This window comes from Chryseobacterium sp. C-71 (genome assembly GCF_020911865.1).
GTDB lineage: Bacteria > Bacteroidota > Bacteroidia > Flavobacteriales > Weeksellaceae > Chryseobacterium.
The window spans coordinates 744,894-767,861 of the sequence record NZ_CP087131.1 but is presented as its reverse complement, the minus strand read 5'-3'; the positions used below and the strand labels follow the sequence as shown (position 1 = coordinate 767,861).

The window sequence follows — 22,968 nt, the reverse complement described above, 5'->3', positions numbered from 1 at the left end:
AGATGAAGTTAGCAGAAATATCCATTAAAAGACCGTCCCTGGTTATCGTATTATTTACGATCCTGACGTTGGGAGGTTTATTAAGTTACTCCATGATGGGGTACGAGTTGATTCCGAAGTTTGAAACCAATATGGTGACGATTTCTACCGTTTATCCGGGAGCTTCGCCTGCAGAGGTAGAAACTTCGGTGACCAGAAAGATCGAAGATGCTGTAGGTTCTTTAGAAAACGTTAAAAAAGTAGAATCTTCTTCTTACGAAAGTTTGTCGGTGATTATGGTTCAGCTGAACACAGGTGCCGATGTAAACTACGCTTTGAATGATGCACAGAGAAAGGTAAATGCTATTTTGGCAGACCTTCCTGAAGATGCAGATCCGCCATCTTTACAGAAATTTTCATTGGATGATTTACCAATCATGACTTTGAGTATTACCAGTAATAAACTGAATAATAAAGAACTTTATGATCTTTTAGATAAAAAAATTGAGCCTGTTTTCTCTCGTGTAAACGGTGTGGCTCAGGTTGACCTTGTTGGTGGACAGGAAAGAGAAATTCAGGTGAGTTTAGATGAAAAGAAAATGCAGGGTTATGGTCTTGCGATCGGAGATATCCAGCAGGCAATTCTTTCATCCAACTTAGATTTCCCGACGGGAGCTTTGAAAACAAGAACTTCAAGATCTACGATCAGACTTTCCGGGAAGTATAGAAATGTACAGGAGATGAACAATCTTGTAATTTCTAATAAAGACGGAGCACAGGTTCGTTTGTCAGACATTGCAACAGTTTTTGATACACAGAAAGATATTGAGAAAGTAGCAAGATTCAATCAGAATCCTACGATTTTGATGCAGGTGAAGAAACAGTCTGATGCAAATGCAGTATCGGTTTCAGAATTGGTTCAGAAAACAATTGCTCAGGTTCAGACCAATTATAAAGCTCAGGATGTTAAAGTGAGTATCGTAGATGACTCTACAGACTTTACTTTGGAAGCTGCAGATCACGTAATTTTCGATTTGTTCCTTGCGATTATTTTGGTGGCAGTAGTAATGTTATTATTCCTTCATAATATCAGAAATGCATTCATCGTAATGGTTTCTATTCCGGTGTCATTGATTGCAACGGTAATTGGAATGTATTTAATGGGATACACGCTAAACTTAATGAGTTTATTAGGACTTTCATTGGTAGTTGGTATTCTTGTGGATGATGCGATTGTGGTTCTTGAAAACGTTTACCGTCACATGGAGATGGGGAAAAGCAGAATTCGTGCAGCTTATGACGGAGCTTCAGAAATTGGGTTTACGGTAACAGCAATTACAATGGTAATCGTGGTGGTATTCTTACCGATTGCGATGAGTTCAGGATTGGTATCTGATATCTTGGCGCAGTTCTGTGTCACCGTAGTTATTGCGACCATGTTCTCATTGTTGGCATCATTTACCATCATTCCTTGGTTATCTTCAAGATTTGGTAAATTGGTTCATTTGACAGGTAAAAATCCTTTTGAGAAATTTATCCTTTGGTTCGAAAAACAATTGGAGAAATTCACCCATTGGATTTCAGGAATTCTGGAATGGGCACTTAAAACAGGATTGAGAAGAATAATGGTGGTTGTAGTAACTTTTATTATTTTAATTTCATCATTTATGTTGGTAGCATTTGGATTTATCGGTGGTGAGTTCTTCCCTAAAATGGACAGAGGACAGTTCCTTGTTCAGATGGAATTACCGAAAGATGCTTCCGTAGAAAAAACAAACCAGATTACTCTTGAAGTTGAAAAATACCTTCGAAACGATAAAGATGTTGTAGATATGATTACTACAGTGGGTCAGCAATCATCAGGTTTTGGTGGTGCACAGGCGACTTTGTATCAATCAGAAATTCAGGTGATTTTAGTTGATAAAGCTGAACGTGACGAAAGCACAGATATTAAATCAGCTAAAATCAAGAGAGCTTTAGAAGAAAAATTCACCGGAGTTGAATTTAAAACAGCACCAATCGGATTAATGGGAGCAGATAATGCACCAATCGAAATGGTGGTAACAGCTCAGGATAACGCAACGGCAAATAAGGAAGCAAACAGAATTTTGGCTTTACTTAAAAAAGTTCCTGGATCTGTAGATGCTGAATTATCAACCGATTCTGGAAACCCTGAAGTCCAGGTGAATATCGACAGAGATAAAATGGCTTCTTTAGGATTAAATCTTTCAAGTGTAGGACAAACGATGCAGACTGCATTTAGTGGAAATACAGACGGAAAATTCAGAGCCGGAGAATATGAATATGACATCAACATCCGTTTTGGTGATGCCAACAGACAGTCGATTGATGATGTAAGAAACTTAATGTTTACAAACCCTCAGGGACAGCAAATAAGATTGAGCCAGTTTGCAGATGTGAAAATGGGTTCAGGACCAAGTTTGCTGGAGCGTAGAGATAAGGCACCATCAGTAAAAGTTAAATCTAAAGTGGTAGGTCGTCCTGTAGGTGATGTTGCCAACGAATGGTCTGCTCAATTTATGGATAACGAAAAAACAAAACCAGCTGGTGTAACTTATATTTGGAGTGGTGATATGGAAAACCAGACCGAAGGTTTCGGTACTTTAGGAATCGCTTTATTGGCGGCTATCGTATTGGTTTACTTGGTGATGGTTTCATTGTATGACTCTTTTGTATATCCGTTTGTGGTATTGTTCTCAATTCCATTGGCATTGATCGGGGTAATGGTAATTCTTGCCATCACTGGGAACTCACTGAACATCTTTACGATGTTGGGGATGATTATGTTGATTGGTTTGGTAGCGAAAAATGCGATTATGATTGTAGATTTCGCCAATATGAGAAAAGCAGCGGGTGCAAATACCCATGACGCTTTGATTCAGGCCAACCACGCACGTCTTCGTCCGATCTTGATGACAACGATTGCGATGATCTTCGGTATGATTCCGATTGCGATTGCAAAAGGAGCAGGAGCGGAGATGAACAACGGTCTGGCTTGGGTAATCATCGGTGGTTTGACCTCATCATTATTCCTTACTTTGATTATCGTACCTGTGGTTTATTCACTATTCGATTCATTATTAAGAAGAATGGGTAAAGGTGAGCCTGTAGATTATGACGCTGAAATGAAAGCCGATTATGAAGAAAAAGAACTAAGTGAAGACGGATATACTCCGAAACACGTAGACTAATGTAACAACCTTAATTAACCTAAAAGCGTATCAATTTATTGATGCGCTTTTTTTGTCATTGCGATGAGCAAAGCGAAGAAGCAATCTCTAAGATAAGCAGGATCTTTATCATCCCGTAGGGATCTAGACACGAATCTTTCCGTACTATTTTCTAAAAAATTTGTTTACTACCATAAAAAAGGCTTCCAGAATGAACTGAAAGCCTTTGCTTATTTTTTTATGTGGAAAAATTAATCTGCCATTACTTCACCAGACTTTCTGTAGATAAAATTTCCATAGATATGTCTTCTTGCAAAACGACTTGGAGAATCCGCATTCACCATTTTGATATAGGTATTTCTTGGAACTCCGATGTATTCGAACATTTTACCGTTCAAATGCTGAACTTTCAGAATTGATTTTTCCAAATAAAAATCAGTGATGATAGAAGTAGTAATCGTTTCCGTGTATTCTTCTTTATATTTTTCCTGCGTTTCAGGGTTGATGCTTACCAAAAAGTGATAGGCTTCAATCACAGATTTGCTTTTTTCTTCCGCTTCCAGTTTCCCTTCTTCATTATTCACAAATTTATCAGGATGCGTATCTTTCATCACATTTCTGTAAATTGTTTTTAAATCTTTTAAAGTAGCAGTATTGTCTACCTCAAGAAGTTTTCTGTAATCACCTATTTTTTTCATAACGTACAATCCTTATTTCGGGGTGCAAAATTAGGCTTTTTAATTGTAAAAATCGTAAGTTTTTGATTATTAATTTATTTGAGTGAAAATTTTATATAAATATTTTGAAATATAAGGGATAGTTTCAAATAATCTTATGTAACTTAAGCAAAAACTGCATTATTAATATTTTTCAAAGCAATCTTAATAAAATTAGGTTTTGTTGCAAATAAAGTAATTTTTCTACTATTCCATTGTTCCATTTTATGAATAATTGCATCAACATTATTTACATTTTCTGTTTCTTTGATATAATCAACAGTAGATAACAATTCAAGTGCGAAATTGGAATAGAATCCAGATAAAAATATTTTTGTGCTATCCGCAATTTTTTTATATGCCAAATTTTCATCTTGATTAAGATATTCAAGAACATCTTTTTCTGTATCTAATATTAATCCTAATTCTTCAAAGGGTTTTTTATCTTTGGAACTATAACCTGTAATATAACTTCCATTAAGATGATATAGAACATGTTTTACCTTACCTGAATATGGACCGTAGAAATTTTGTTTATATTCTAATTTAAAAACATTTTTTGCTCCAAATTTTTGTAAAAAATAAGCAACTTTTTCTGCTGAAAATTCAGATAAAAATTCACCGTTTTTTACCAAATCAAACAGAACATATAAAAGCATTGCGCGAGCTGGAGTTAGAGAGGTTCTTTCTTTTTTTAAAACTTCAATAATTTTTGTATTTGGCTCAAATATTTGGATATCGCAATCAATATTTTGTAAATAAGTTTGGAGAATTTCTTTTACAATATTCCAATTTAGGCCACCGTTTCCAGCTCCCAAAGGTGGAATAGCTATAGAATTTATTTTCTTTTCTTTTATAATCTTTACCAAATCAATTAATCCCTCCTTAATATATGCATATTCTGAAGGTTTTCTCCAACTGGTTTTAGTAGGGAAATTAATTATAATCTTCTTACCTTTTAAAAGTGTTTGCTCTTCAAAAACGAAAAGCTTACCAATTCCGATTTCATTATCTTTACAAGCCTTAACATATTGTTTATAATTGTTTGGGAATTGATTTTTAAATTGTAATGCTATACCCTTTCCCATAACACCATCGGTATTAACAGTATTTACTAATGCATCTGCCTCACTATCCAATAAATTTCCTATTTTATACTGTATCATTTCAAAAGTAATGTTGAGGTTTGATTACAATTTTGTTTGTTTCAATCCCAAAAGATATTAATTTTTCTTGAGCGTCTTTATTAAAACAAATATAGCCTAAAATATTATTCAGCGGCAAATCAGTCTCCAATAAAAATTCAGCTTCTTTTTTTCTTTTCTTATCTAAATCGTTTTCATCAATCCAATCTCTAGAACTTATTGCGTTAAAATCTAAAATAGTCTCAACGTTACCTATTTGATTTTTAGAAAATTCGGATGTAAGATGATTATTTGCATGTCCATCAGTAAAGATAAAATTTAAATCAGAATTTAGAATTTGTTGTACAGCCGTTACACAATAAATTATTTCTTCAGGCTTTGTTGGTAAAACACCATTAAATCCTTTCTGAATGACATACAGCATCGGTGTTCTTGTTGCAAAATAGAACGGAATGTAATCTCCAATCGTCTTACCTGAATTTAGTTGAAAATGATTTCTTGTTGAAATAATTGAGTTATCACCAATCGGAATATAATTTATATTACAATTATTAGAATTTTTATGTGTAATTCCGTATTGAAGTATATGTGGAATATTTTCAATATGGGTCATTCGATATAGATACAATTTATTTAAGTTTGCCATTAATATTTTGAATTAATGCTAATCTACAATTTTTTCAGCAAAAAATAGATGTCTAAACCTCCCTCTTCAACTCTCCAATTTTCTCCTCAATAAACCCCGCTTTGTCCTTTTTTACCTCATTCAAAATCCTCTTCTGACTCTCAGGGATTTCAGAATATTTTTCTGCCCACAGATTAATTTCGATAAGCAACGGAAGAAGATTAATCCCTTTTTCTGTGAGTTTATATAAGACTTTAGCTTTACTATCAGGATGATCTTGTTTGCTGATAATGCCATTTTCTTCTAGCATCAAAAGACGCGAAGCCAAAATATTGGTCGCAATTTTCTCGTCAGATTTTAGAAATTCTCCGTAAGTACTTTGTTTTTTAAACATCAAATCTCTCACAATCAGCAATGACCATTTGTCCCCCCATACGTCTAATGAGCTGCTGATAGGGCAATTTGATCTCTTTTTTGAACTCGACATAAAATTATTTTAAATAATTAAATAAAAAACACTTGCATTTTGAAAGTAATGTTATAGATTTGTACTTGCAAAACGCAAGCAAATTTACCGAATTAAATTTAAAATACAATGGAAAACATTCTTTTTGATGCTTACAAGAGCAAAAACTTAGATTTGAAAAACCGTATCGTGATGGCTCCAATGACCAGAAGCCGTTCAGATAATCAGGAAAATAAAGCGACCGAACTTACAGCAAAGTACTACCAACAGAGAGCTACCGCAGGTTTGATTATCACAGAAGGTACTTTCATCAGTCCCGAAGCGGTTGGTGTAATCAATGTTCCCGCAATTTATAATGCAGCACAAATCGAAGGCTGGAAAATTACCACAAAAGCGGTTCACAAAGAAGGCAGCAAAATTTTTGCCCAACTTTGGCACACAGGTGCATATTCTCATCCCGATTTGCACAACGGTAGAAAACCTTTGGCTCCGTCAAACGTCAATCCACAACAGCAAGTTTTTACAGCTACAGGTTTTCAGACAAGTGAAGAACCTCAACCGATGACTAACGAAGATGTAAAACAGACAGTTAATGATTTCAAACAGGCTGCACTCAATGCTTTTGAAGCTGGTTTTGATGGAGTAGAGCTTCACGGTGCAAACGGTTATCTGCTTCAACAGTTTTTTAGCAAAAATTCCAATCTCCGCACTGATGAATATGGTGGTTCGGTAGAAAACAGAGCGAGAATTCTTTTCGAAATTCTGGATGCTATCAAAGAAGTTGCAGATTTAACCAAAGTTGCAGTTCGCTTAAACCCATCTCTCAACGGAATTATGGGGATTTTAGTAGATGATGAAACCATTGAACTCTATAATCACATCGTCAACCGTCTGAACGATTACGATTTAGCATATTTACATTTGATAGAGCCTTTTACAGACGTTTCGGGTAATTCAAATGCTGTTCAGGAAGTCGCAAAGCATTTCCGCAAAATCTACAACGGTACTATCATTATCAACAGAGGCTTCAACAAAGAAACTGCCACAAAAGTTTTACAGGATGGCGACGCAGATTTGGTTTCTTTCGGAACTCCTTTCATTGCCAATCCCGATCTGGTAGAGCGTTTCAAGACCGATGCGTCACTCAATCAGCCGGATCAGGCAACTTTTTACACGCCCGGCGAAAAAGGCTACATCGATTATCCGACTTTGAAGAACTAAAATAATTTGGGCGAACGGGCGGGCTTTCCGCTGTATCTTTTGTTTCACAAAAGGATGCCGCTGCAATCCCTGTCGCAAACCCTACCATAACAACAATACACAACATTTAAACAAACAAAAAATGAAAACAACAGGTAATACAGTATTCATCAGCGGCGGAAGTGCCGGAATTGGTTTAGCCATCGCAAAAAAACTGAATGCAGAAGGCAACAAAATAATCATCAACGGAAGAAATGAAGAACGTCTTCAGAATGCTTTGCAACAATTAGAAAACGCTGTAGCAATTCAGGGCAATCTTTCTATTGAGGCAGACAGATTAAGAATCGCAGAAGAACTGAAAACAAATCATCCGGAAGTCAATATCATCATCAATAATGCAGGTGCAGCATTTGCCTATTTACTGAATGAAACTCAAAACGCACACGAAAAAGCAGCGATTGAAATGAACACCAATTATTTCAGCATCATCCATTTTACAGAGCTTTTGCTTCCTCATTTAGTTCAGAAAACAGAAGCTGCGGTAGTCAACGTTTCGTCAATTGCCGTATTTAGAAGCCATAAAATGCTGCCGACTTACAGTGCATCTAAAGCAGCTTTACACGGCTACACAGAAGCATTAAGACAAACTTACGAAGAGCAGGAAAATGTTCAGATTTACGAGTTATATCCACCATTGGTAAATACAGAATTCTCTGCAGAAATCGGTGGAGCCAACGGAATTCCGCCTTCTGAAGTTGCTGACGAATTATTTTTGGCACTTGCAAAAAATCAATATGATGTTCCGGTAGGAGATTCAAAGCAGTTTTTTGCAAAAGAATTAGCTTAATCCAAACTAGGAAAAATTCTCTTTTAAAAATTTCATAAAAATTTACTCCCTTTAGGGTCAGGGGAAATTAATTTTTATGAAATTTTTAAACACACTTTAAATTTAATAACAGATAATTTAACTTTTAAATTATAATCATGGAATTAAAAGGAAAAACAATTTTAATCACTGGCGGAGTTTCCGGAATTGGTCTCGAAGCTGCGAAACAGTTTTTAGAAATCGGAGCTAAAGTCATTATCACAGGACGAAATCAGGAAAGACTGGATGCCGCAAAAAAGCAACTTCCCAATGTGACTGCCATAAAAAGTGATGTTTCTGTCGAAGAAGATTTGAAATCACTTTTCAATACAGTTTCGCAATTGGGTGGAATTGATATTCTTTATAACAATGCCGCTGTATTGACCTCTCCGTTGAATTTAGGTGTTGCCAATGACAATCATATTGCAAATGCAGCTTATGAAATGGAAGTCAATTATTTTGGAGTCATTAGAATAAATAATATCTTTATGGAAATGCTGAAATCGAAAAAAGATGCTGCCATTATCAACACAACCTCTATCCTAAGTATGGTTCCTTCTTTAATTGAAGCGACCTATTCATCGTCAAAAGTTGCACTCGCTTTTTATACGATTTCGCTGCGTGAACATTTGAAAATTGTGGGAAGTAGCTTAAAGATTTTTGAACTGATCCCACCACTTGTCGCTACAGAAATGACAGCTGAAAGGAATGATAAGAAAATATCTACAGAACAAATGGTAAAAGGTCTGATCAAAGGCTTACAAAAAAACCAAGATACCATCCGAGTAGGAGATGCAAAACTCGTTGACATCATCAGAAGATTTTTTCCTAAAACGGCTTTTGGATTGGTGAATCCGAAGAAAGCAAATCAAATTTTAAAATAAAAACTCAAAACATGAAAGCATTTAGTATTAGCCGTTACAAAAAGGAAAGCGACTTGAAATTGTTGAACATACCCGAACCGATTGTAAAAGAAGATGAGGTTTTAATTGAAATTCATGCAGCAAGTGTCAATCTTTTAGACTCAAAAATAAAAAGCGGTGAATTCAAATTAATTTTACCTTATAAAATGCCGTTGGTTTTAGGTCACGATGTTGCCGGAGTCATTATAAAAGTTGGTTCAAGAGTAAACAACTTCAAAGTGGGTGATGAAATTTACTCAAGAGCATCAGATTTTCACATCGGAACTTTTGCAGAATTTATTTCCATCAACGAAAAAGATGTTGCTTTAAAACCAAAAAACCTTACGATGGAAGAGGCTGCCTCAATTCCTTTGGTTGGTCTGACGGCTTGGCAAGCTTTGGTTGAAAAGTATAATCTTCAAAAAGGTCAGAAAGTTTTTATTCAGGCAGGATCGGGTGGAGTAGGAACTTTCGCTATTCAGTTGGCAAAATATCTTGGTGCGACGGTGGCAACTACAGCGAGTGAAAAAAGTTTTGATCTCTTGAAAAATTTGGGTGCAGATGTCCTGATCGATTATAAAACTCAGAATTTTGAAGACCTATTGATTGATTATGATTTTGTATTGAACAGTTAGGATGATAAAACGCTTGAAAAATCTTTCGATGTAGTAAAATCTGAGGGTAAAATTATTTCAATTTCCGGTCCGCCAACTCCGGTATTTGCAGAAGAATCTAATCTGCCTTGGTATGTGAAATTCGCTACAAAATTCTTGAGCAGTAAAGTCAGAAAAATAGCAAAGAAACAAAATGTCAATTACTCATTTCTTTTCATGAAAGCGGACGGAAAACAGTTGACAGAAATTACAAAACTCATAGAAGCTGAAAAAATAAAACCTGTCATCGACAAAGTATTTCCATTCGAAAACACCAATGAAGCCATAAAATATGTTGAAAGTGGTCGTGCAAAAGGAAAAGTAGTGATTAAGATGAAATAAGCTCTTAGTTTTTAAATAAAAATTAATTACTCACCTCAATCAAATTCAAATCGGGATCTCTGAAATACACCGATCTTATGTTTTATCAAGATCAGCTACGGTTAAACCGATATGATCGATATTACTTATTTTCATTTTTTCATTCTCTTTTGAAATTCAATAAATGCTTTAAAATTTTCAGAAAATCCAAAGTGATAAATCGCATCGGAATAAACAAAAATCATAACGTAAAACGGGACTTCTTGTAATAGACTGAAATCAGATGAAAAAATGACTGAAAGTGCCAAAATAATCGCCAATGAAAACAGGAATATTGAAAGAATACGTGCCCAGTTTTTACCAATATAGACTAAATAGAGAAGTCCAACTGTTAGAAAAAAGCGAATGATTTGTGAAATGAGTTTTTGAATATCAATTTCCGGCCGGGAAGATTGATTAAAATAAATGGTATATAAACTCACCAATAAGACAGCTGCAAAGACGGAATGAGTTCTTCTCTGTCCTTTTTTTTCCAAATAATTCATTGATGTTTATCTTAAAATTATCTTTTTACTCCTGATCCAAATACGTTAGTTTAGCATCTTTCACAAACTCATCAAAACTCATGTTTTTAGCAGCTTTAGAATTCGTTAATTCAAAAAAGTAAATAATAGGGTTCGGCAGATTTCTGTTTCTGGTTGTCAGTCTAAATCTCTTCACCTTTTCATTTAAATTAAGAAAAAGAAGTTCTGAAATTTTCACAGAAATATTATTCACGTCAAAAGATGCTTTCGGATCTTTTTGCAGTTTTAAAAATCTCTTTTGAGTTTTATCGGTGGTTTCATCCAGAAATTTCTGCATTTGGTAGTCGGTCAACAGCTGAGGATAAATCAAACCTTGTTGTAACATTGAAAAAGTCATTTTATCAGATTTATCAAAGAAAATCACTTTATCATCAAACAGAACCTGATTATCTTTTGGCGTGATTTTCCCTTCAAATTTTTTGTAATTTTTCTTTTTGTATTCGGTTTTAAAATGCTCGACAGCGTGCTGATCTTTCGTACTCAACCCATCTTTTTTCTGAGCGAAAACGGCAAAAGAAAATAATAAACAAAGAATCAGTGAATATTGCAGTTTCATAATTTTATTTTTAAATAATCTATACTAAATTTTTAAGCCTTACATGCTGAAGCAGCATGATGGTTTTGGCATCTTTTATCTCTCCAGAGTCAATCATTTGAAGTGCTTTTTCAATATCAATTTCCAAAACTTCGATGTCTTCACCTTCTTCTTCAAGACCGCCGCCGTTTGTAATTTTCATATCACTTGAATATTCCGCGATGAAAAAATGCAGAATTTCTGTGACAGATCCGGGTGACATATACGCTTCAAAAACTTTTTCTACTTTTGATATTTTGTAGCCGGTTTCTTCTTCAGTTTCCCTTTTGATACAATCTTCGGGATGGTCATTATCCAATAAACCTGCACAAGCTTCAATCAACATTCCGTCAGTATTTCCGTTGATGTAGGTTGGCATGCGAAATTGCTTGGTCAAAATTACATTTTTTGTACTTGTGTTGTACAATAAAATGACTGCTCCATTTCCTCTGTCATAGGCTTCTCTGCTTTGGGTTTCGGTGGTTCCGTCTTTTTTTAGAATATTGAATGTGATTTTTTTTAAAGTGTACCAGTTATCTGAAAGAATTTCAGTCTTTTCAATATGAACGTTTGTATTTTGCATAGATTTTACAATCTTTTTTATATATTTTATTTAAATTAATTTTTCCTGAATAGATCCTCCAAAGCATTTTTCAGGTTCGGAAATTTAAATTGAAAACCTGAATTCTGAAGCTTTTCCGAAGATGTTCTTGAGCCTTCAAGCAGTGCAACAGACAGTTCGCCAAACATTAGCTTCATCACAAATCCCGGAATATTAGGCATAAATAGGGGTTTGTCTAAAACTTCCGCAATTTCTTTTGTTAAATTTTCATTATCAGTATGTTGTGGTGCTGATGCATTGTAAGCACCTTTTATATTTTCGTTTTTCACGGCGTATTCAAAAACGGAAGAAAGATCATCGATATGAATCCACGGAATGTACTGTCTTCCTGTTCCGATCGGCGACCCGATACCAAGTTTTACCGGAGCAGCCATTTTTTTCAAAGCACCCTCCTTTTCAGAAAGAACGATGGCGATTCGAACTTTTACCACTCTTTCGGCAACACCTTTTTCTAAAAACTCGTCCGCAGCTTTTTCCCAAAGAATAACGACTTCACTAAGGAAATCATTTCCTTTTTCGTCTTCTTCCTTAAAAATTTTCTCAGAAGTAATCGCTCCGTAAATACCAACGGCAGATGCTGAAATGAAAGATTTCAGTTGAATGTTTTTCTTTTGTAAAGTTTTTAAAATCAGTTGTGCAGAGTCTACACGGCTGGAAATAATTTCTTTCTTACGCTCATCAGTCCATCTTTTTTCTGAAATATTGGCTCCTGCTAAATGGATAACGTGACTGATGTTTTCAAAGGCTTTTTCGTCGATCGTTCCGTTTTTAATATTCCACTCAAAGTCATTTTCATGCTTTTTGGTTCGGGTTAAAAACCGAACAGTGTATTCATTTTCAAGTTTTTTAGCTAAAACTTTTGCGACAGATCCGCCGGCTCCGGTAATTAATACGACTTCTTTCATGTATTGATTTTGGGATTCTTTTAATTCTTAACAATTAAAATATAATCATCATCTAAAAGTTTATAGCCTTGGTCGTAAATAAACTTATATTCAGAACCATTTTTGTAAACTTTAATTTGTGTAAAATAATTAAAATCAAATCCTAAGCCACTCAATTTAGATTGGGCAATTTTAGTTTTACCTTCCAGATTGATATCGCTCAGAATACGGTAATTTCGGCGGAGTTTATTATTCACATTCCGCATCAGATTACTCGAATCTTTATTTTGTTTGTTGTTGTAAGCATTTCTACAGGCGTCATTGCAGAATTTTTTATCTGATCTTCCAATGATTTTTTCGCCACATTCAAGGCATTCCATAGCAATTAATTTTTCAATGGGTGTTTGTGTTTTTTATGTAAAAGTCTTTTCCATTTCGTACTCGTCGGATAGCTTCTGTTTTTAGTAATATTATTAAAAAATAAAGCAACTAAAAGCAAAATAATACAACCCGACAAAACTGGAGAAAGTACGTACCAATATCCTAAATCTGCAATTTTCCCGGGAGAAGTCACGGCAATCAAAGCTGTTGCTCCGCCTGGCGGATGAAGCGTTTTGGTGTACTGCATCAAAACAATTGAAAATGCCACTGCCAAAGGTGCAGAAAGCCATAAGATATTAGGAACAAACTGATAAACAGTGACACCTACCAATGCTGAAATCACATGACCGCCGACAAGATTTCTCGGTTGTGCCAACGGACTTTGAATAGCTCCGTAAATCAATACACTTGATGCGCCGAACGAACCAATTAAGAAAACATTTTCCTGTTCCAATAAATACTGTGACTGCAGAAAAGCGATAATTCCGATTCCGAAAAATGCGCCGAGAAATGACCAAAAATGTTCTTTATAATCAACGAGAGTTTCTTTATAGATTACATATTTTGATACACGGTAGGTTCTTCTGAGCGTCTTCTTCACAGTTTCTGATATTAAAATTTAAAGATACAAAATATCCGTTTACAAACGGCTGTGGAATTTCATTTGCTAAATAAATTCAGCTTTAATTTTTTATTCTCAGAAAAAAGTTTCAATTTTGCCTCATCAATGGGGTGCTGCACGATTGCGGCTGAGATGATACCCAGGAATCTTCCACACCTGATCCGGATAATGCCGGCGTAGGGAATTTGATTTTATCATCTCATCATTTAATTTATAAAAGTTAATTTGATGCAGGAAATTTTACTAAAGACAACCTGGCCGGAATGGCTTGGGGTCTTCTTTTCAATTTTTCAGGTTTTATTGGCCCGAAAAAACAATTCAAACAATTATCTTTTTGGTATTGCCGGAATTTCACTTTCGCTGTATGTAATGTTTTTCGCAAAACTCTATGCGGAATTTACCTTAAATCTTTACTATCTGATGATGAGCATTTACGGCTGGTTGTACTGGAAATTCGGAAAGCAACAATCTGAAACAGTGATTTCAGAAACAACCAATCAGGAAAAACTAATCACCGCTGGAATTGTGTTTGGAACTTTCAGTTTGTTCTGGTTTTTTCTTACGCATTACACCGATTCCGACGTTCCGATTTGGGATTCATTGGTCAGTGCTTTTGCATGGGCAGGAATGTGGCTGATGGCGAGAAGAAAAATCGAAAACTGGATTTTGCTCAATGTCAGCAATATCATCGCAATTCCGTTGTTGATTCACAAAGATTTGTATTTGTATGCGATTTTGACGGCTTTCTTATTCATTGTTGCTATTTCAGGATATTTAGAGTGGCGAAAAATTATTAAAAAAAGAGAAAATGCTTTCGCATAAAGAGATCAGAAATGAAATGTTGGCGGCGTCTGTGGTTTCTCCAGGAATAATGAACGTTATTCATGAGCAGCGTTTGCTTCAGATTTGGGTTCCAAAAAAATATGGCGGATTAGGTTTTCGGTTAAAAGATGGTCTGTCGGTATTATTCGATTGGTCAAAAATTGATGGAAGCTTAGGCTGGATGCTCACTTTATGTTCGGGAGCCAATTTTTTTTCTAGAAATTTAAAACCAAATATTGCTTCAACACTTTTCGCTAACCCAAAAACCTGTTTCGGAGGAAGCGGAATGATTGGCGGAACAGCAGAAAAACAAATCGACGGAACATTCATCATCAACGGACTTTGGCATTTTGCAACGGGAGCGCCACACCTAAGTCATTTTACTTTAAATGCTCAATTAACTGAAAACGGAAATCCTTTGTTGGATGAATCGGGTTCTGAAATCATTCTGTCATTTGTGATTTCTAAAGATCAGGCAGAAATTATTCCCAACTGGAAATCGATGGGCATGAAAGCTACCGGAACGTATTCCTTTAAAGTTAATGATGCAAAAGTTTCTGAAGATTACAGTTTTATTTACGATGAATTTTTTACCGATGATGTTTTAGACAAAATTCCATTTAGGATTTTTGCAGATTTGACTTTACTCGTCAATTATCTTGGGATGGCAGCGCATTTTTCGGAGGAAGCAATTAAAATTCGGCCAAATCTTGACTTGAAATTATTTAATAAAATGATCAATGACAATTTGGAAAAAGCATTTCAATTTGCCGATGAAATTGAAAATTTACTGAATGATTTTAAATTAATAAGTTCTGATAAACAAACAGGGATTCATGGCTTTTCTACAGATTTAGTAAAGAAATTATCGCATCAGATTTTGGAAATTTATTTTCAGTTAGGACTTCGGGCAACGCATACAGATTCTGAAGTTTATCAGATTTTTTGTGATTATTTTACGGCGACGCAGCATTCGAATTTTAGGAGGGAGTTTGGGGAACCAAAATTCAAGATTTCACATCGTAGCTAATGCTTTTCATTTCAATTACAAACCCGTATTTTGTCAATACAATATAAACTGTAGTCATTATAAATCATCATAATTTTTTTCAACTTTATCAATGTTTTTTTTGATAAAATGAAAAATTTTTGTTTCATCTTTTAATTGACTTTTATTCCATATTATCATTTCTTTCATACTATCTAATTTTTTTAAGTTTATATTACATATCAAAATAAAATATAGCTTTATTCTTAAATTACGCCTTTTGTTTAAAAATTTATATCTGTCTAGAACACCAAAATTAGTTTCATATTTCATGTAAACTATAATGAAATATAGGATAGGTGTAAAAATTAAAGTTAAAAATGGAGATATAAGAAATGTTTTAAAATTTCCATAGTTGAAGTACTTATTGAAATCATTGATAATGTTATAAAAAGTAAATCCTAAAATGAAAAACCCGAAGAGTGCGAGAATAAACTCTAAAAGTTTTGTTACTGTCTTATATTTAGGACTTGATTGGTTTTTATATGATGAAATTTGAAATATAATAGATAAAAAGAAAATTAGTGGAACTAAAATCAATTCTGTGATTAAACTAAATGACTCTAAATTAATTACATATTCTAAAAACGTAGTTATTGTTAAAGCTTCTAAAATAATTTTAATAAAGTCAATTAATCTATTTAATTCGTTTAGTTTATAAAATAAAACAATACCAGTTGTTACAATCCAAAAGATCAATTCTTTATAATAAGAAATTTCCCAAATATTTAGTTTGGTTAAGTATATAATTATAAAACCGAAGTAGAGAGATACGAAAATATATAAGACAATTAAGTATTTATTTAATAGAAGTGCAAAAAAATGTTTTACACTTTTTAAATCATTAAATATTAAAAAAAGAACAGATACAGATGACCAAAAAATAATTGATAAGTCTCGATTACTAAGTGAATTTATCAGTTCGTTCATTATTTATTGTAGCTAACTCTCAAATATACGAATTAATCAGAATTTTTTTAAAATACATTTTATTTATCTTTTGCCTTCTAATAAAGGTTTTAAGCGATTTTGATATAGTAATATGCGTTTTCAAACGACTACAAACGAATTTAAATAATTTTAAACCGAATAAATTTTGAAACCTGATGAATCTTTGCAACAGAGATTTGAGAAAACAGTGAACGTCTCTTATCTGAATATTAATTTTAAAAATACAAAGTTATGTCACTAAGAAACAAAGTAACCCTAATTGGTCACACAGGAAAAGAAGTAGAAATGATGTCTTTCGACAACGGAACTCTTAGAGCTACCGTATCATTGGCAACCAACGATCATTACACCAACGCAAAAGGGGAGAAAGTAGAGGAAACACAATGGCACAGTTTGGTAGCTTTCGGGAAGACCGCCGAGATATTTCAAAAATATGTTCCGAAAGGAAAAGAAATCGCCGTTGAAGGAAAGATCAACTACAGATCGTATGATGATAAAGACGGCGTGAAAAGATATATTACCGAGATCAGAGTAGATGAACTTTTACTTTTAAGCGGAAAATAAATGTTGAATTCTAAAATCACGAATGATGCAAATAAAAGTTTTAAAAGTAAGAATTGCTGATGAATTCTTGCTTCAGGATCAAAAAATGATTGATGATTTTCTGAACAATCACGAGATCATAAAAGTGGAAACGGCTTTTGTTCATGATGAAAGTTTCTGGTCTGTTGTTTTATATTTTAACGAATATAAAGATGTAGTAACCAAAAATATTGTTAAAGATTCAAAAACGGCAAAATATTCTGCTGAAGACGAAATGCTGAGTCCGGATGAAATAGTAATCTTAGATGCCCTGAAAATCTGGCGCTCTGAAAAAGCAAGAGAACAGAACCTTCCTTCTTATTTTATAGCCACCAACAAAGAACTCATTTCTGTAGCAAAATACAAGCCTGCTAAAAAAGAGGAACTGCTTGATATCAAAGGTTTCGGAAAGCATAAAATCGAAAACTATGGCGAAGAGATTTTGGAAATTCTGGAAAGTGTCTAAAATAAAAACAAATGATTAAATGAAAGGTCGCAGAAATATAATCTCCGGCTTTTTATTGATTTAAAAGTCCTTTCAATTCCTTATTTTTGCATCTCAAATCATTTATCAATCATCATAATGAAGCCAAGCTTAGCAAAAGGAACGAGAGATTTTACATCACTGGAAGTTTCAAGAAGAAAATACATCATCAATATATTACAGAAGAATTTCGAATTATTCGGATTTCAGCCTTTGGAAACTCCAAGTTTTGAGAATCTTTCCACTTTGACAGGGAAATATGGAGAAGAAGGAGATCGTTTGATTTTTAAGATTTTAAATTCAAGCATCAATGAAGCTAAAGATGAGAAAAAAACTCAGATGTTGAATGATTTTCAAAAAGCTTTAGATAAACCTTTCAGTGCTGAAAGCCTTACCGACAAAGCACTTCGTTACGATTTAACAGTTCCTTTCGCAAGATTTGTAGCGATGAATCACGGGAAACTAACCTTCCCGTACAAACGTTACCAGATTCAGCCAGTTTGGAGAGCAGATCGTCCACAAAAAGGGAGATTCAGAGAGTTTTATCAGTGTGATGCCGATGTTGTAGGAAGTGAAAGCCTTTGGCAGGAAATTGATTTGGTGCAATTGTATTTAAAATCATTTGCTGAATTAAAAGTTTCTGTAACCATTCACATCAACAACCGAAAAATTCTTTCAGGCTTGGCAGAATACGCCGGAATTACAGACAAATTGATTGATTTCACCGTTGCATTAGATAAGCTTGATAAAATCGGGAAGGATGGAGTAGTAAAGGAACTTCTAGAAAGAAATATTTCTCAGGAATCGATTGATAAATTAGATTTCCTTTTCACTCAATCGAATGATGCTTTAGAAAACCTTCTTCAGTTAAAAGAAAAATTTGTCGGAAACGAAATAGGTTTGAAAGGTGTTGAGGAATTAGAATTTGTTATCACGCAGTCTCTAAATTTAGGGATAGATATTCAGAATTTAGTTTTCGATATTACTTTAGCGCGTGGATTAGATTATTACACCGGAGCAATTTTCGAAGTGAAAGCCGACGAAGCTCAGATGGGTTCTATCGGCGGCGGCGGAAGATATGATAATCTGACTGAAGTTTTCGGAGTGAAAAATGTTCCAGGAATTGGTATTTCTTTCGGTTTAGACAGAATCTACCTCGTAATGGAAGAACTGAATCTTTTCCCTGAAGATGCAACGTCAAACACAGAATATTTATTTGCAAATTTTGGTGGTGAAGAAACTTTGGAAGCTTTAAAATTGATTATCCAATTAAGAGAAAAAGGAATTTCGGCAGAACTGTATCCTGAAAGTACAAAAATCAATAAGCAATTCACTTACGCAGAAAAGAAAGGAATTAAAAATCTCGTATTCTTAGGGGAAGAAGAAATTAAAAACAGAACGGTTACTTTTAAAAATCTCGAGGCTGGAGAACAAAAGACGGTTTCTTTGGAGGAGTTTTTAGGTTAATCTATTGAGTTTCGAACGGAAAAAATATTATAGTAATAATCACCTTTTCTTTATTGGAATGGTGATTATTATGTTTCTACGTGGATGCTACCAAGACCAAAGGTATCATGAGACGATTAAAAACGGTAGGAAAACTTCTCATAAAGTAATATCTCAAAATTGTAGATATGGACGCAGATCTTTATCCACCGTAACGATTAATGTAAAAGACAAAATATATTCTATAAAACTGAGTTCTGGAGTTTGTGAAAATTTCCCAGTGCAGTCAATAATTGATGTTTTTTACCTAGATAAATATGATGAGTACATTTACCAGGTCAAAGAATACCAAGATAAGTCTAATTTTTTGTTGGTGATTTTGCTTATTTCATTATTACCGTGGACTTCTCTTTTCAACCAATATATTTTTAGTTATCAGAATAAAAAAATTAAATAATCACTACTCCCAGCCACAAAGCGTTTTTCCTAAAGTCTGTGCTTTTTTTAGACTTACCTTAATAATCTCATGTTTGCAATTAGATAATCCACGGCAGTTTTTTGAATAATGATATTTCTTGCCGCCAGAGCTGTCACAGAGATAAACAGCAGATGCTTTTATAGAAGTTCCGTTTAGATTTAGTAAAATGGTTAATGAAATTAGAATCATATTTCTCATAAAATTGAAGTTAATTCAGACTCTTCATCATTGGTGTTTTCTTAATTCTCACTAAGATTGTATTTTCTTTGGTAAAGATAGATGCTTTTAACTGCCAATTTCACATAGTCAGGTTATTTGGCTTCGTTTTCAAAAAAAAATTATATTTACCGAAAATAAAACCAATGGAAAATTATTTAGACATCAACAAAAATTCTTGGAATGCCAGAGTAGAACCGCATCTTGAGTCTGATTTCTATTTTGTAGATGAATTTTTAAAAGGAAGAAATTCTCTTAATTCTATCGAATTAGATTTATTGGGAGATGTAAAAGGAAAAAGTATTTTGCATTTGCAGTGTCATTTCGGGCAGGATTCTATTTCGCTTTCCAGAATGGGAGCAAGAGTAACAGGAGTCGATTTATCTGATAAAGCTATTGATGCTGCGAAAGATTTAGCAAAACAATGCGGAACTGATACTGAATTTATCTGCACAGATGTCTACAATCTTCCGAATGTGTTGAACGAAAAATTTGACATCGTTTTTACAAGTTACGGAACGATTGGCTGGTTGCCAGATTTAGATCAATGGGCCAATGTGGTGAATCACTTTTTAAAACCTGACGGAGAATTTGTGATGGCAGAATTTCATCCTGTAGTTTGGATGTATGATGACGATTTTGAAGGAGTAGCCTATAATTATTTTAACGAAAAACCGATTGTAGAAACCTCAGAAGGAACCTATGCAGATACTTCTGCAGATATTGTACAAGATTATATTTCTTGGAATCATCCGCTTTCAGATGTTTTGCAGAGTTTAATTAGCAAAAATTTAGTTTTAGAAAATTTCAGAGAATTTGATTGGTCACCATACTCATGCTTCAGGCATGTTGAAGAATTTGAAAAAGGGAAGTGGAGAATCACAAAATTTGGAAATAAAATCCCAATGGTCTATGCCATAAAAGCAAAAAAGAAGTCATCGTAATGATGACTTCTTTTTATATGAATGTAAATAATATTAAAATATGTTATCTAATCTTAGATATTTGAAGCTGTATCTTCAACTTTAGCTTTCGCTTCGTCAAATTTATTTTGAGCTTGTGAAGCAACATCATTTGCTTTTGTTTTCAGATCATTACCCCATTTGTTAAGGTTGTCTTTTGCACTGTTGATTTTATCTTTTACAGCTTGTTGCTCTTCTGGAGTAGATTTTTTGTATTTCCAATATGCAAGAGCTCCAATTCCTAATAATGCTAATAATCCGTTTGTCTTATTTCCCATGATTTCTGATTTTAAAAGTTATATTAAATTGTTATACAACTAAGTATGTAAAATACGTGCCAAAAAATAATTGGGATTGATAAATATATGTTAAATTTTAATTAAAGATTTTAAAATTTTCTCCGTCAAAACTTGTGAAGACCATGGTAGGATAAGAATCCTGATGATAAATGTTTCCGGATTTATCAATTGCAATCGCACCTGCGAAGCCATCTATTATCTTTAATTCTGCAAAAGTTTTTTTGAAAGCTTCTTCCAGATTCATTCCGTCTGTCACTCTTGTTACGATTTTTGTCGCTGTTGCATTGCTTACGATATCTTCACCAACTCCTGTACAGCTTACCGCACAAAATTCATTGGCATAATTTCCCGCAACTGTTGCAGAGTCAGAAATTCTTCCCGGAATTTCAAAACCTTTTCCTCCTGTGGATGTTGCAACCGCTAATTTCCCGTCTTTATCAATAGCAACACAGCCTACAGTTCCTTTTCCGCCATTGTTTAATTTGGCTTCGTATTCCTTTCTTCTTTGAGGAATTTCAGTCGAAAAGTTTTCAAAACCATGTTCTGATGCATAGTTTTTTGCTCCGCTTCCGCCCAAAACTCGATCATCTTCTTTCATTAAATCTTTAGCGACCAAAATTGGATTTTTCACATCCTGAATATTGATAACGCCACTCATTTTCTGCGTTTTACCATCCATAATCGCAGCACTCATTCGGATAATTCCGTCACTTTGAATTTGTGAACCAATTCCGGCATTGTACAACTCATCATCTTCCAAAAGGGAAACTGCATAAGCAACCGTTTCAAAAGCTGAATGAGTTTCTAAATAATGATGCGCTTTTTTAGCAATATCTTTCAAAGAATTTTGCTTAGCAACTTTAACCTCATGGCTTTGGTCGCTTTCAGAGAAAAAACCTCCGTGGATTATAATTTTCATGTTGATTATTTAATTTTAAATATATAAAAAAAGTGAAGAAAAACTTCACTTTAAATTTATTTTACGTTTGCGGGATTGGATTAAACTGAGAATTTTCTATCGTTAATTTCCTCGTCGTTAAATCGTAATGGTCATTCATAGACATTACATGAACAGTAAGATTATCTATTGAAATAGGTTCGCCCAAATTGATATTGGTAAGATTGGTATCTTTAATAAATCTTCCGTCAACAATAATCACAAGTCCTGAACCAACAGCGGTCATCGTGTCGTTGTGAATAAACAATCCTGTATCTTCACCCAAACCGATTCCCAAAGTTCTCGGATTATTAACTACAGCCTGAAAAAGACGCCCGATTCTGCCACGTTGTACAAAATGTGTGTCAACGATAACGTTATCGATTAATCCCAGACCTTGAGTTGTTTTGATTTCACCTTTCAACAAGGCTTCAGAACTGCTTCCCTGATAAATCATGTTTTCAGATGCAGCCGCAGCTCCCGCAGAAGTTCCGGAGTAGATAAAATCCTGCTCCATGTATTTCAACAGAATGGTATCGTGAAATCTTGTTCCGCCAAGAATAGAAGTTAATCGTAACTGGTCACCACCTGTGAACATTACTACATCGGCAACGTTTGCGCGGGCAACTATGGCATCAGAGTTTGCTTCTTCACGATTGTGAATATCAAGAATGTTTACGTTTTTTGCTCCTAAAAATTCAAAAGCTTTTTTATATTCAGCACCTACAATTTGAGGAATTTGGGATGCTGTAGTGATTACTTCAATGATTGAATTTTCTTTGTTTTTAGATTCAGTAATAATTTTTCTTAAAATTCCTCTTTCAAAAAAATTAAGGTTTTTTTCAATATTCTGATCGTAATCGGTTTCGGAGAAACTGCCTTTATTAACAGCTCCACCGATAATAATTAATTTTCCAACAGGTTTCATAGCTCGCAAAGTTAGAAAATTATTAATAGTTGACGAAATATTGAAGGCTTTTTAACGTATTTGCTTTGATTCTAAATTGATTACA

General features: G+C 34.2%; 27 protein-coding genes and 1 riboswitch. Of the genes, 12 read left to right on the top strand and 15 right to left on the bottom strand.

Features of this window, described 5'->3' with window-relative positions:
• Window positions 1-2: 2 nt before the first annotated feature.
• Window positions 3-3,191 carry an efflux RND transporter permease subunit gene (locus tag LNP04_RS03455; protein ID WP_229985183.1) on the top strand — a complete coding sequence of 1,063 codons (3,189 nt, stop codon included), beginning with the start codon at window positions 3-5 and terminating at the stop codon, window positions 3,189-3,191.
• 230 nt (window positions 3,192-3,421) lie between these two features.
• On the opposite strand, the gene LNP04_RS03450 is transcribed toward LNP04_RS03455, so the two are convergent.
• From LNP04_RS03450 to LNP04_RS03435, 4 genes are all read right to left on the bottom strand, one after another.
• Window positions 3,422-3,868 carry a KTSC domain-containing protein gene (locus LNP04_RS03450; protein ID WP_229985182.1) on the bottom strand — a complete coding sequence of 149 codons (447 nt, stop codon included), beginning with the start codon at window positions 3,866-3,868 and terminating at the stop codon, window positions 3,422-3,424.
• 143 nt (window positions 3,869-4,011) lie between these two features.
• Window positions 4,012-5,052, bottom strand: a complete 1,041-nt coding sequence (locus tag LNP04_RS03445) for a macro domain-containing protein (RefSeq protein ID WP_229985181.1) — start codon at window positions 5,050-5,052, stop codon at window positions 4,012-4,014.
• 1 nt (window position 5,053) lies between these two features.
• On the bottom strand, window positions 5,054-5,677 hold the full coding sequence (locus tag LNP04_RS03440) for a DUF4433 domain-containing protein (protein WP_229985180.1): 624 nt from the start codon (window positions 5,675-5,677) through the stop codon (window positions 5,054-5,056).
• A gap of 52 nt (window positions 5,678-5,729) precedes the next feature.
• Window positions 5,730-6,143 carry a helix-turn-helix domain-containing protein gene (locus LNP04_RS03435; protein ID WP_229985179.1) on the bottom strand — a complete coding sequence of 138 codons (414 nt, stop codon included), beginning with the start codon at window positions 6,141-6,143 and terminating at the stop codon, window positions 5,730-5,732.
• A 108-nt stretch (window positions 6,144-6,251) separates the two neighbouring features.
• Between LNP04_RS03435 and LNP04_RS03430 the strand changes: the two genes are divergently transcribed.
• The 5 genes from LNP04_RS03430 to LNP04_RS03410 all read left to right on the top strand — a co-directional run bounded on the left by LNP04_RS03430 (window position 6,252) and on the right by LNP04_RS03410 (window position 10,084).
• The gene (locus LNP04_RS03430; protein WP_229985178.1) at window positions 6,252-7,343 is read left to right on the top strand and encodes an alkene reductase; all 1,092 of its coding nucleotides are present in this window, start codon (window positions 6,252-6,254) and stop codon (window positions 7,341-7,343) included.
• Window positions 7,344-7,464: 121 nt separating this feature from the next.
• Window positions 7,465-8,169 (top strand): SDR family oxidoreductase, encoded by a 705-nt coding sequence (locus LNP04_RS03425; RefSeq protein WP_229985177.1) that lies wholly within the window; start codon window positions 7,465-7,467, stop codon window positions 8,167-8,169.
• Window positions 8,170-8,306: 137 nt separating this feature from the next.
• Entirely contained in the window at window positions 8,307-9,071 is a 765-nt protein-coding gene (locus LNP04_RS03420) for an SDR family oxidoreductase (RefSeq protein WP_229985176.1), read from the top strand.
• Between the two features lie 11 nt (window positions 9,072-9,082).
• A complete protein-coding gene (locus LNP04_RS03415; RefSeq protein WP_229985175.1) occupies window positions 9,083-9,724 on the top strand; it encodes an NADP-dependent oxidoreductase in 642 nt (213 codons plus the stop codon).
• A 51-nt stretch (window positions 9,725-9,775) separates the two neighbouring features.
• A complete protein-coding gene (locus LNP04_RS03410) occupies window positions 9,776-10,084 on the top strand; it encodes a zinc-binding dehydrogenase (RefSeq protein ID WP_324292116.1) in 309 nt (102 codons plus the stop codon).
• 131 nt (window positions 10,085-10,215) lie between these two features.
• On the opposite strand, the gene LNP04_RS03405 is transcribed toward LNP04_RS03410, so the two are convergent.
• Genes LNP04_RS03405 through LNP04_RS03380 form a run of 6 tightly spaced genes read right to left on the bottom strand, consistent with a single transcriptional unit; the run spans window position 10,216 to window position 13,709 of the window.
• Window positions 10,216-10,608, bottom strand: coding sequence for a hypothetical protein (locus tag LNP04_RS03405; protein ID WP_229985174.1), 393 nt, complete (start codon window positions 10,606-10,608; stop codon window positions 10,216-10,218).
• Between the two features lie 25 nt (window positions 10,609-10,633).
• On the bottom strand, window positions 10,634-11,203 hold the full coding sequence (locus LNP04_RS03400) for a hypothetical protein (protein ID WP_229985173.1): 570 nt from the start codon (window positions 11,201-11,203) through the stop codon (window positions 10,634-10,636).
• Between the two features lie 19 nt (window positions 11,204-11,222).
• Window positions 11,223-11,804 carry a GDP-mannose pyrophosphatase NudK gene (gene nudK, locus LNP04_RS03395; RefSeq protein WP_229985172.1) on the bottom strand — a complete coding sequence of 194 codons (582 nt, stop codon included), beginning with the start codon at window positions 11,802-11,804 and terminating at the stop codon, window positions 11,223-11,225.
• A 35-nt stretch (window positions 11,805-11,839) separates the two neighbouring features.
• The gene (locus LNP04_RS03390) at window positions 11,840-12,748 is read right to left on the bottom strand and encodes a TIGR01777 family oxidoreductase (protein WP_229985171.1); all 909 of its coding nucleotides are present in this window, start codon (window positions 12,746-12,748) and stop codon (window positions 11,840-11,842) included.
• A gap of 20 nt (window positions 12,749-12,768) precedes the next feature.
• On the bottom strand, window positions 12,769-13,107 hold the full coding sequence (locus LNP04_RS03385) for a hypothetical protein (RefSeq protein WP_229985170.1): 339 nt from the start codon (window positions 13,105-13,107) through the stop codon (window positions 12,769-12,771).
• Between the two features lie 5 nt (window positions 13,108-13,112).
• Entirely contained in the window at window positions 13,113-13,709 is a 597-nt protein-coding gene (locus LNP04_RS03380) for an HPP family protein (protein ID WP_229985169.1), read from the bottom strand.
• 117 nt (window positions 13,710-13,826) lie between these two features.
• A riboswitch (TPP riboswitch) is annotated at window positions 13,827-13,932 on the top strand.
• 23 nt (window positions 13,933-13,955) lie between these two features.
• On the opposite strand from LNP04_RS03380, the gene pnuC reads away from it, so the two are divergent.
• Complete coding sequence (gene pnuC / locus LNP04_RS03375) at window positions 13,956-14,552, top strand: nicotinamide riboside transporter PnuC (protein ID WP_229985168.1); 597 nt, start codon at window positions 13,956-13,958, stop codon at window positions 14,550-14,552.
• Window positions 14,539-15,582, top strand: coding sequence for a hypothetical protein (locus LNP04_RS03370; protein ID WP_229985167.1), 1,044 nt, complete (start codon window positions 14,539-14,541; stop codon window positions 15,580-15,582). Before pnuC ends, LNP04_RS03370 begins: the two co-directional genes overlap by 14 nt.
• Before the next feature lie 57 nt (window positions 15,583-15,639).
• Here the strand turns inward: LNP04_RS03370 and LNP04_RS03365 are convergent, their stop codons facing one another.
• Complete coding sequence (locus LNP04_RS03365) at window positions 15,640-16,530, bottom strand: hypothetical protein (protein WP_229985166.1); 891 nt, start codon at window positions 16,528-16,530, stop codon at window positions 15,640-15,642.
• A gap of 252 nt (window positions 16,531-16,782) precedes the next feature.
• On the opposite strand from LNP04_RS03365, the gene LNP04_RS03360 reads away from it, so the two are divergent.
• The 3 genes from LNP04_RS03360 (at window position 16,783) to hisS (ending at window position 19,084) form a co-directional block, all read left to right on the top strand.
• Complete coding sequence (locus LNP04_RS03360; protein WP_229985165.1) at window positions 16,783-17,115, top strand: single-stranded DNA-binding protein; 333 nt, start codon at window positions 16,783-16,785, stop codon at window positions 17,113-17,115.
• Window positions 17,116-17,137: 22 nt separating this feature from the next.
• On the top strand, window positions 17,138-17,599 hold the full coding sequence (locus LNP04_RS03355; RefSeq protein WP_229985164.1) for an HRDC domain-containing protein: 462 nt from the start codon (window positions 17,138-17,140) through the stop codon (window positions 17,597-17,599).
• Window positions 17,600-17,716: 117 nt separating this feature from the next.
• The gene (gene hisS, locus LNP04_RS03350) at window positions 17,717-19,084 is read left to right on the top strand and encodes a histidine--tRNA ligase (RefSeq protein WP_229985163.1); all 1,368 of its coding nucleotides are present in this window, start codon (window positions 17,717-17,719) and stop codon (window positions 19,082-19,084) included.
• Between the two features lie 439 nt (window positions 19,085-19,523).
• Here the strand turns inward: hisS and LNP04_RS03345 are convergent, their stop codons facing one another.
• On the bottom strand, window positions 19,524-19,730 hold the full coding sequence (locus LNP04_RS03345) for a hypothetical protein (protein ID WP_229985162.1): 207 nt from the start codon (window positions 19,728-19,730) through the stop codon (window positions 19,524-19,526).
• Window positions 19,731-19,903: 173 nt separating this feature from the next.
• Here LNP04_RS03345 and LNP04_RS03340 point away from each other — a divergent pair, with 173 nt between their 5' ends.
• Entirely contained in the window at window positions 19,904-20,701 is a 798-nt protein-coding gene (locus LNP04_RS03340; RefSeq protein ID WP_229985161.1) for a bifunctional 2-polyprenyl-6-hydroxyphenol methylase/3-demethylubiquinol 3-O-methyltransferase UbiG, read from the top strand.
• Window positions 20,702-20,754: 53 nt separating this feature from the next.
• Here LNP04_RS03340 and LNP04_RS03335 read toward each other — a convergent pair whose 3' ends face one another.
• From LNP04_RS03335 to LNP04_RS03325, 3 genes are all read right to left on the bottom strand, one after another.
• Window positions 20,755-20,997 carry a YtxH domain-containing protein gene (locus LNP04_RS03335; protein ID WP_129536846.1) on the bottom strand — a complete coding sequence of 81 codons (243 nt, stop codon included), beginning with the start codon at window positions 20,995-20,997 and terminating at the stop codon, window positions 20,755-20,757.
• A 97-nt stretch (window positions 20,998-21,094) separates the two neighbouring features.
• Window positions 21,095-21,937, bottom strand: a complete 843-nt coding sequence (locus LNP04_RS03330; RefSeq protein ID WP_229985160.1) for an isoaspartyl peptidase/L-asparaginase — start codon at window positions 21,935-21,937, stop codon at window positions 21,095-21,097.
• 61 nt (window positions 21,938-21,998) lie between these two features.
• The gene (locus LNP04_RS03325; RefSeq protein ID WP_229985159.1) at window positions 21,999-22,883 is read right to left on the bottom strand and encodes a cyanophycinase; all 885 of its coding nucleotides are present in this window, start codon (window positions 22,881-22,883) and stop codon (window positions 21,999-22,001) included.
• Window positions 22,884-22,968: the final 85 nt, after the last annotated feature.

Coding starts and splice junctions, on each gene's coding strand:
- LNP04_RS03455 (WP_229985183.1), top strand. CDS start 3: ATGAAGTTAGCAGAAATATCCATTAAAAGACCGTCCCTGGTTATCGTA.
- LNP04_RS03385 (WP_229985170.1), bottom strand. CDS start 13,107: ATGGAATGCCTTGAATGTGGCGAAAAAATCATTGGAAGATCAGATAAA.
- LNP04_RS03430 (WP_229985178.1), top strand. CDS start 6,252: ATGGAAAACATTCTTTTTGATGCTTACAAGAGCAAAAACTTAGATTTG.
- LNP04_RS03345 (WP_229985162.1), bottom strand. CDS start 19,730: ATGATTCTAATTTCATTAACCATTTTACTAAATCTAAACGGAACTTCT.
- LNP04_RS03330 (WP_229985160.1), bottom strand. CDS start 21,937: ATGAAAATTATAATCCACGGAGGTTTTTTCTCTGAAAGCGACCAAAGC.
- LNP04_RS03420 (WP_229985176.1), top strand. CDS start 8,307: ATGGAATTAAAAGGAAAAACAATTTTAATCACTGGCGGAGTTTCCGGA.
- LNP04_RS03405 (WP_229985174.1), bottom strand. CDS start 10,608: ATGAATTATTTGGAAAAAAAAGGACAGAGAAGAACTCATTCCGTCTTT.
- LNP04_RS03390 (WP_229985171.1), bottom strand. CDS start 12,748: ATGAAAGAAGTCGTATTAATTACCGGAGCCGGCGGATCTGTCGCAAAA.
- LNP04_RS03445 (WP_229985181.1), bottom strand. CDS start 5,052: ATGATACAGTATAAAATAGGAAATTTATTGGATAGTGAGGCAGATGCA.
- LNP04_RS03360 (WP_229985165.1), top strand. CDS start 16,783: ATGTCACTAAGAAACAAAGTAACCCTAATTGGTCACACAGGAAAAGAA.
- LNP04_RS03340 (WP_229985161.1), top strand. CDS start 19,904: ATGGAAAATTATTTAGACATCAACAAAAATTCTTGGAATGCCAGAGTA.
- LNP04_RS03355 (WP_229985164.1), top strand. CDS start 17,138: ATGATGCAAATAAAAGTTTTAAAAGTAAGAATTGCTGATGAATTCTTG.
- LNP04_RS03440 (WP_229985180.1), bottom strand. CDS start 5,677: ATGGCAAACTTAAATAAATTGTATCTATATCGAATGACCCATATTGAA.
- hisS (WP_229985163.1), top strand. CDS start 17,717: ATGAAGCCAAGCTTAGCAAAAGGAACGAGAGATTTTACATCACTGGAA.
- LNP04_RS03415 (WP_229985175.1), top strand. CDS start 9,083: ATGAAAGCATTTAGTATTAGCCGTTACAAAAAGGAAAGCGACTTGAAA.
- LNP04_RS03400 (WP_229985173.1), bottom strand. CDS start 11,203: ATGAAACTGCAATATTCACTGATTCTTTGTTTATTATTTTCTTTTGCC.
- LNP04_RS03325 (WP_229985159.1), bottom strand. CDS start 22,883: ATGAAACCTGTTGGAAAATTAATTATTATCGGTGGAGCTGTTAATAAA.
- nudK (WP_229985172.1), bottom strand. CDS start 11,804: ATGCAAAATACAAACGTTCATATTGAAAAGACTGAAATTCTTTCAGAT.
- LNP04_RS03370 (WP_229985167.1), top strand. CDS start 14,539: ATGCTTTCGCATAAAGAGATCAGAAATGAAATGTTGGCGGCGTCTGTG.
- LNP04_RS03365 (WP_229985166.1), bottom strand. CDS start 16,530: ATGAACGAACTGATAAATTCACTTAGTAATCGAGACTTATCAATTATT.
- LNP04_RS03450 (WP_229985182.1), bottom strand. CDS start 3,868: ATGAAAAAAATAGGTGATTACAGAAAACTTCTTGAGGTAGACAATACT.
- LNP04_RS03435 (WP_229985179.1), bottom strand. CDS start 6,143: ATGTCGAGTTCAAAAAAGAGATCAAATTGCCCTATCAGCAGCTCATTA.
- LNP04_RS03425 (WP_229985177.1), top strand. CDS start 7,465: ATGAAAACAACAGGTAATACAGTATTCATCAGCGGCGGAAGTGCCGGA.
- LNP04_RS03335 (WP_129536846.1), bottom strand. CDS start 20,997: ATGGGAAATAAGACAAACGGATTATTAGCATTATTAGGAATTGGAGCT.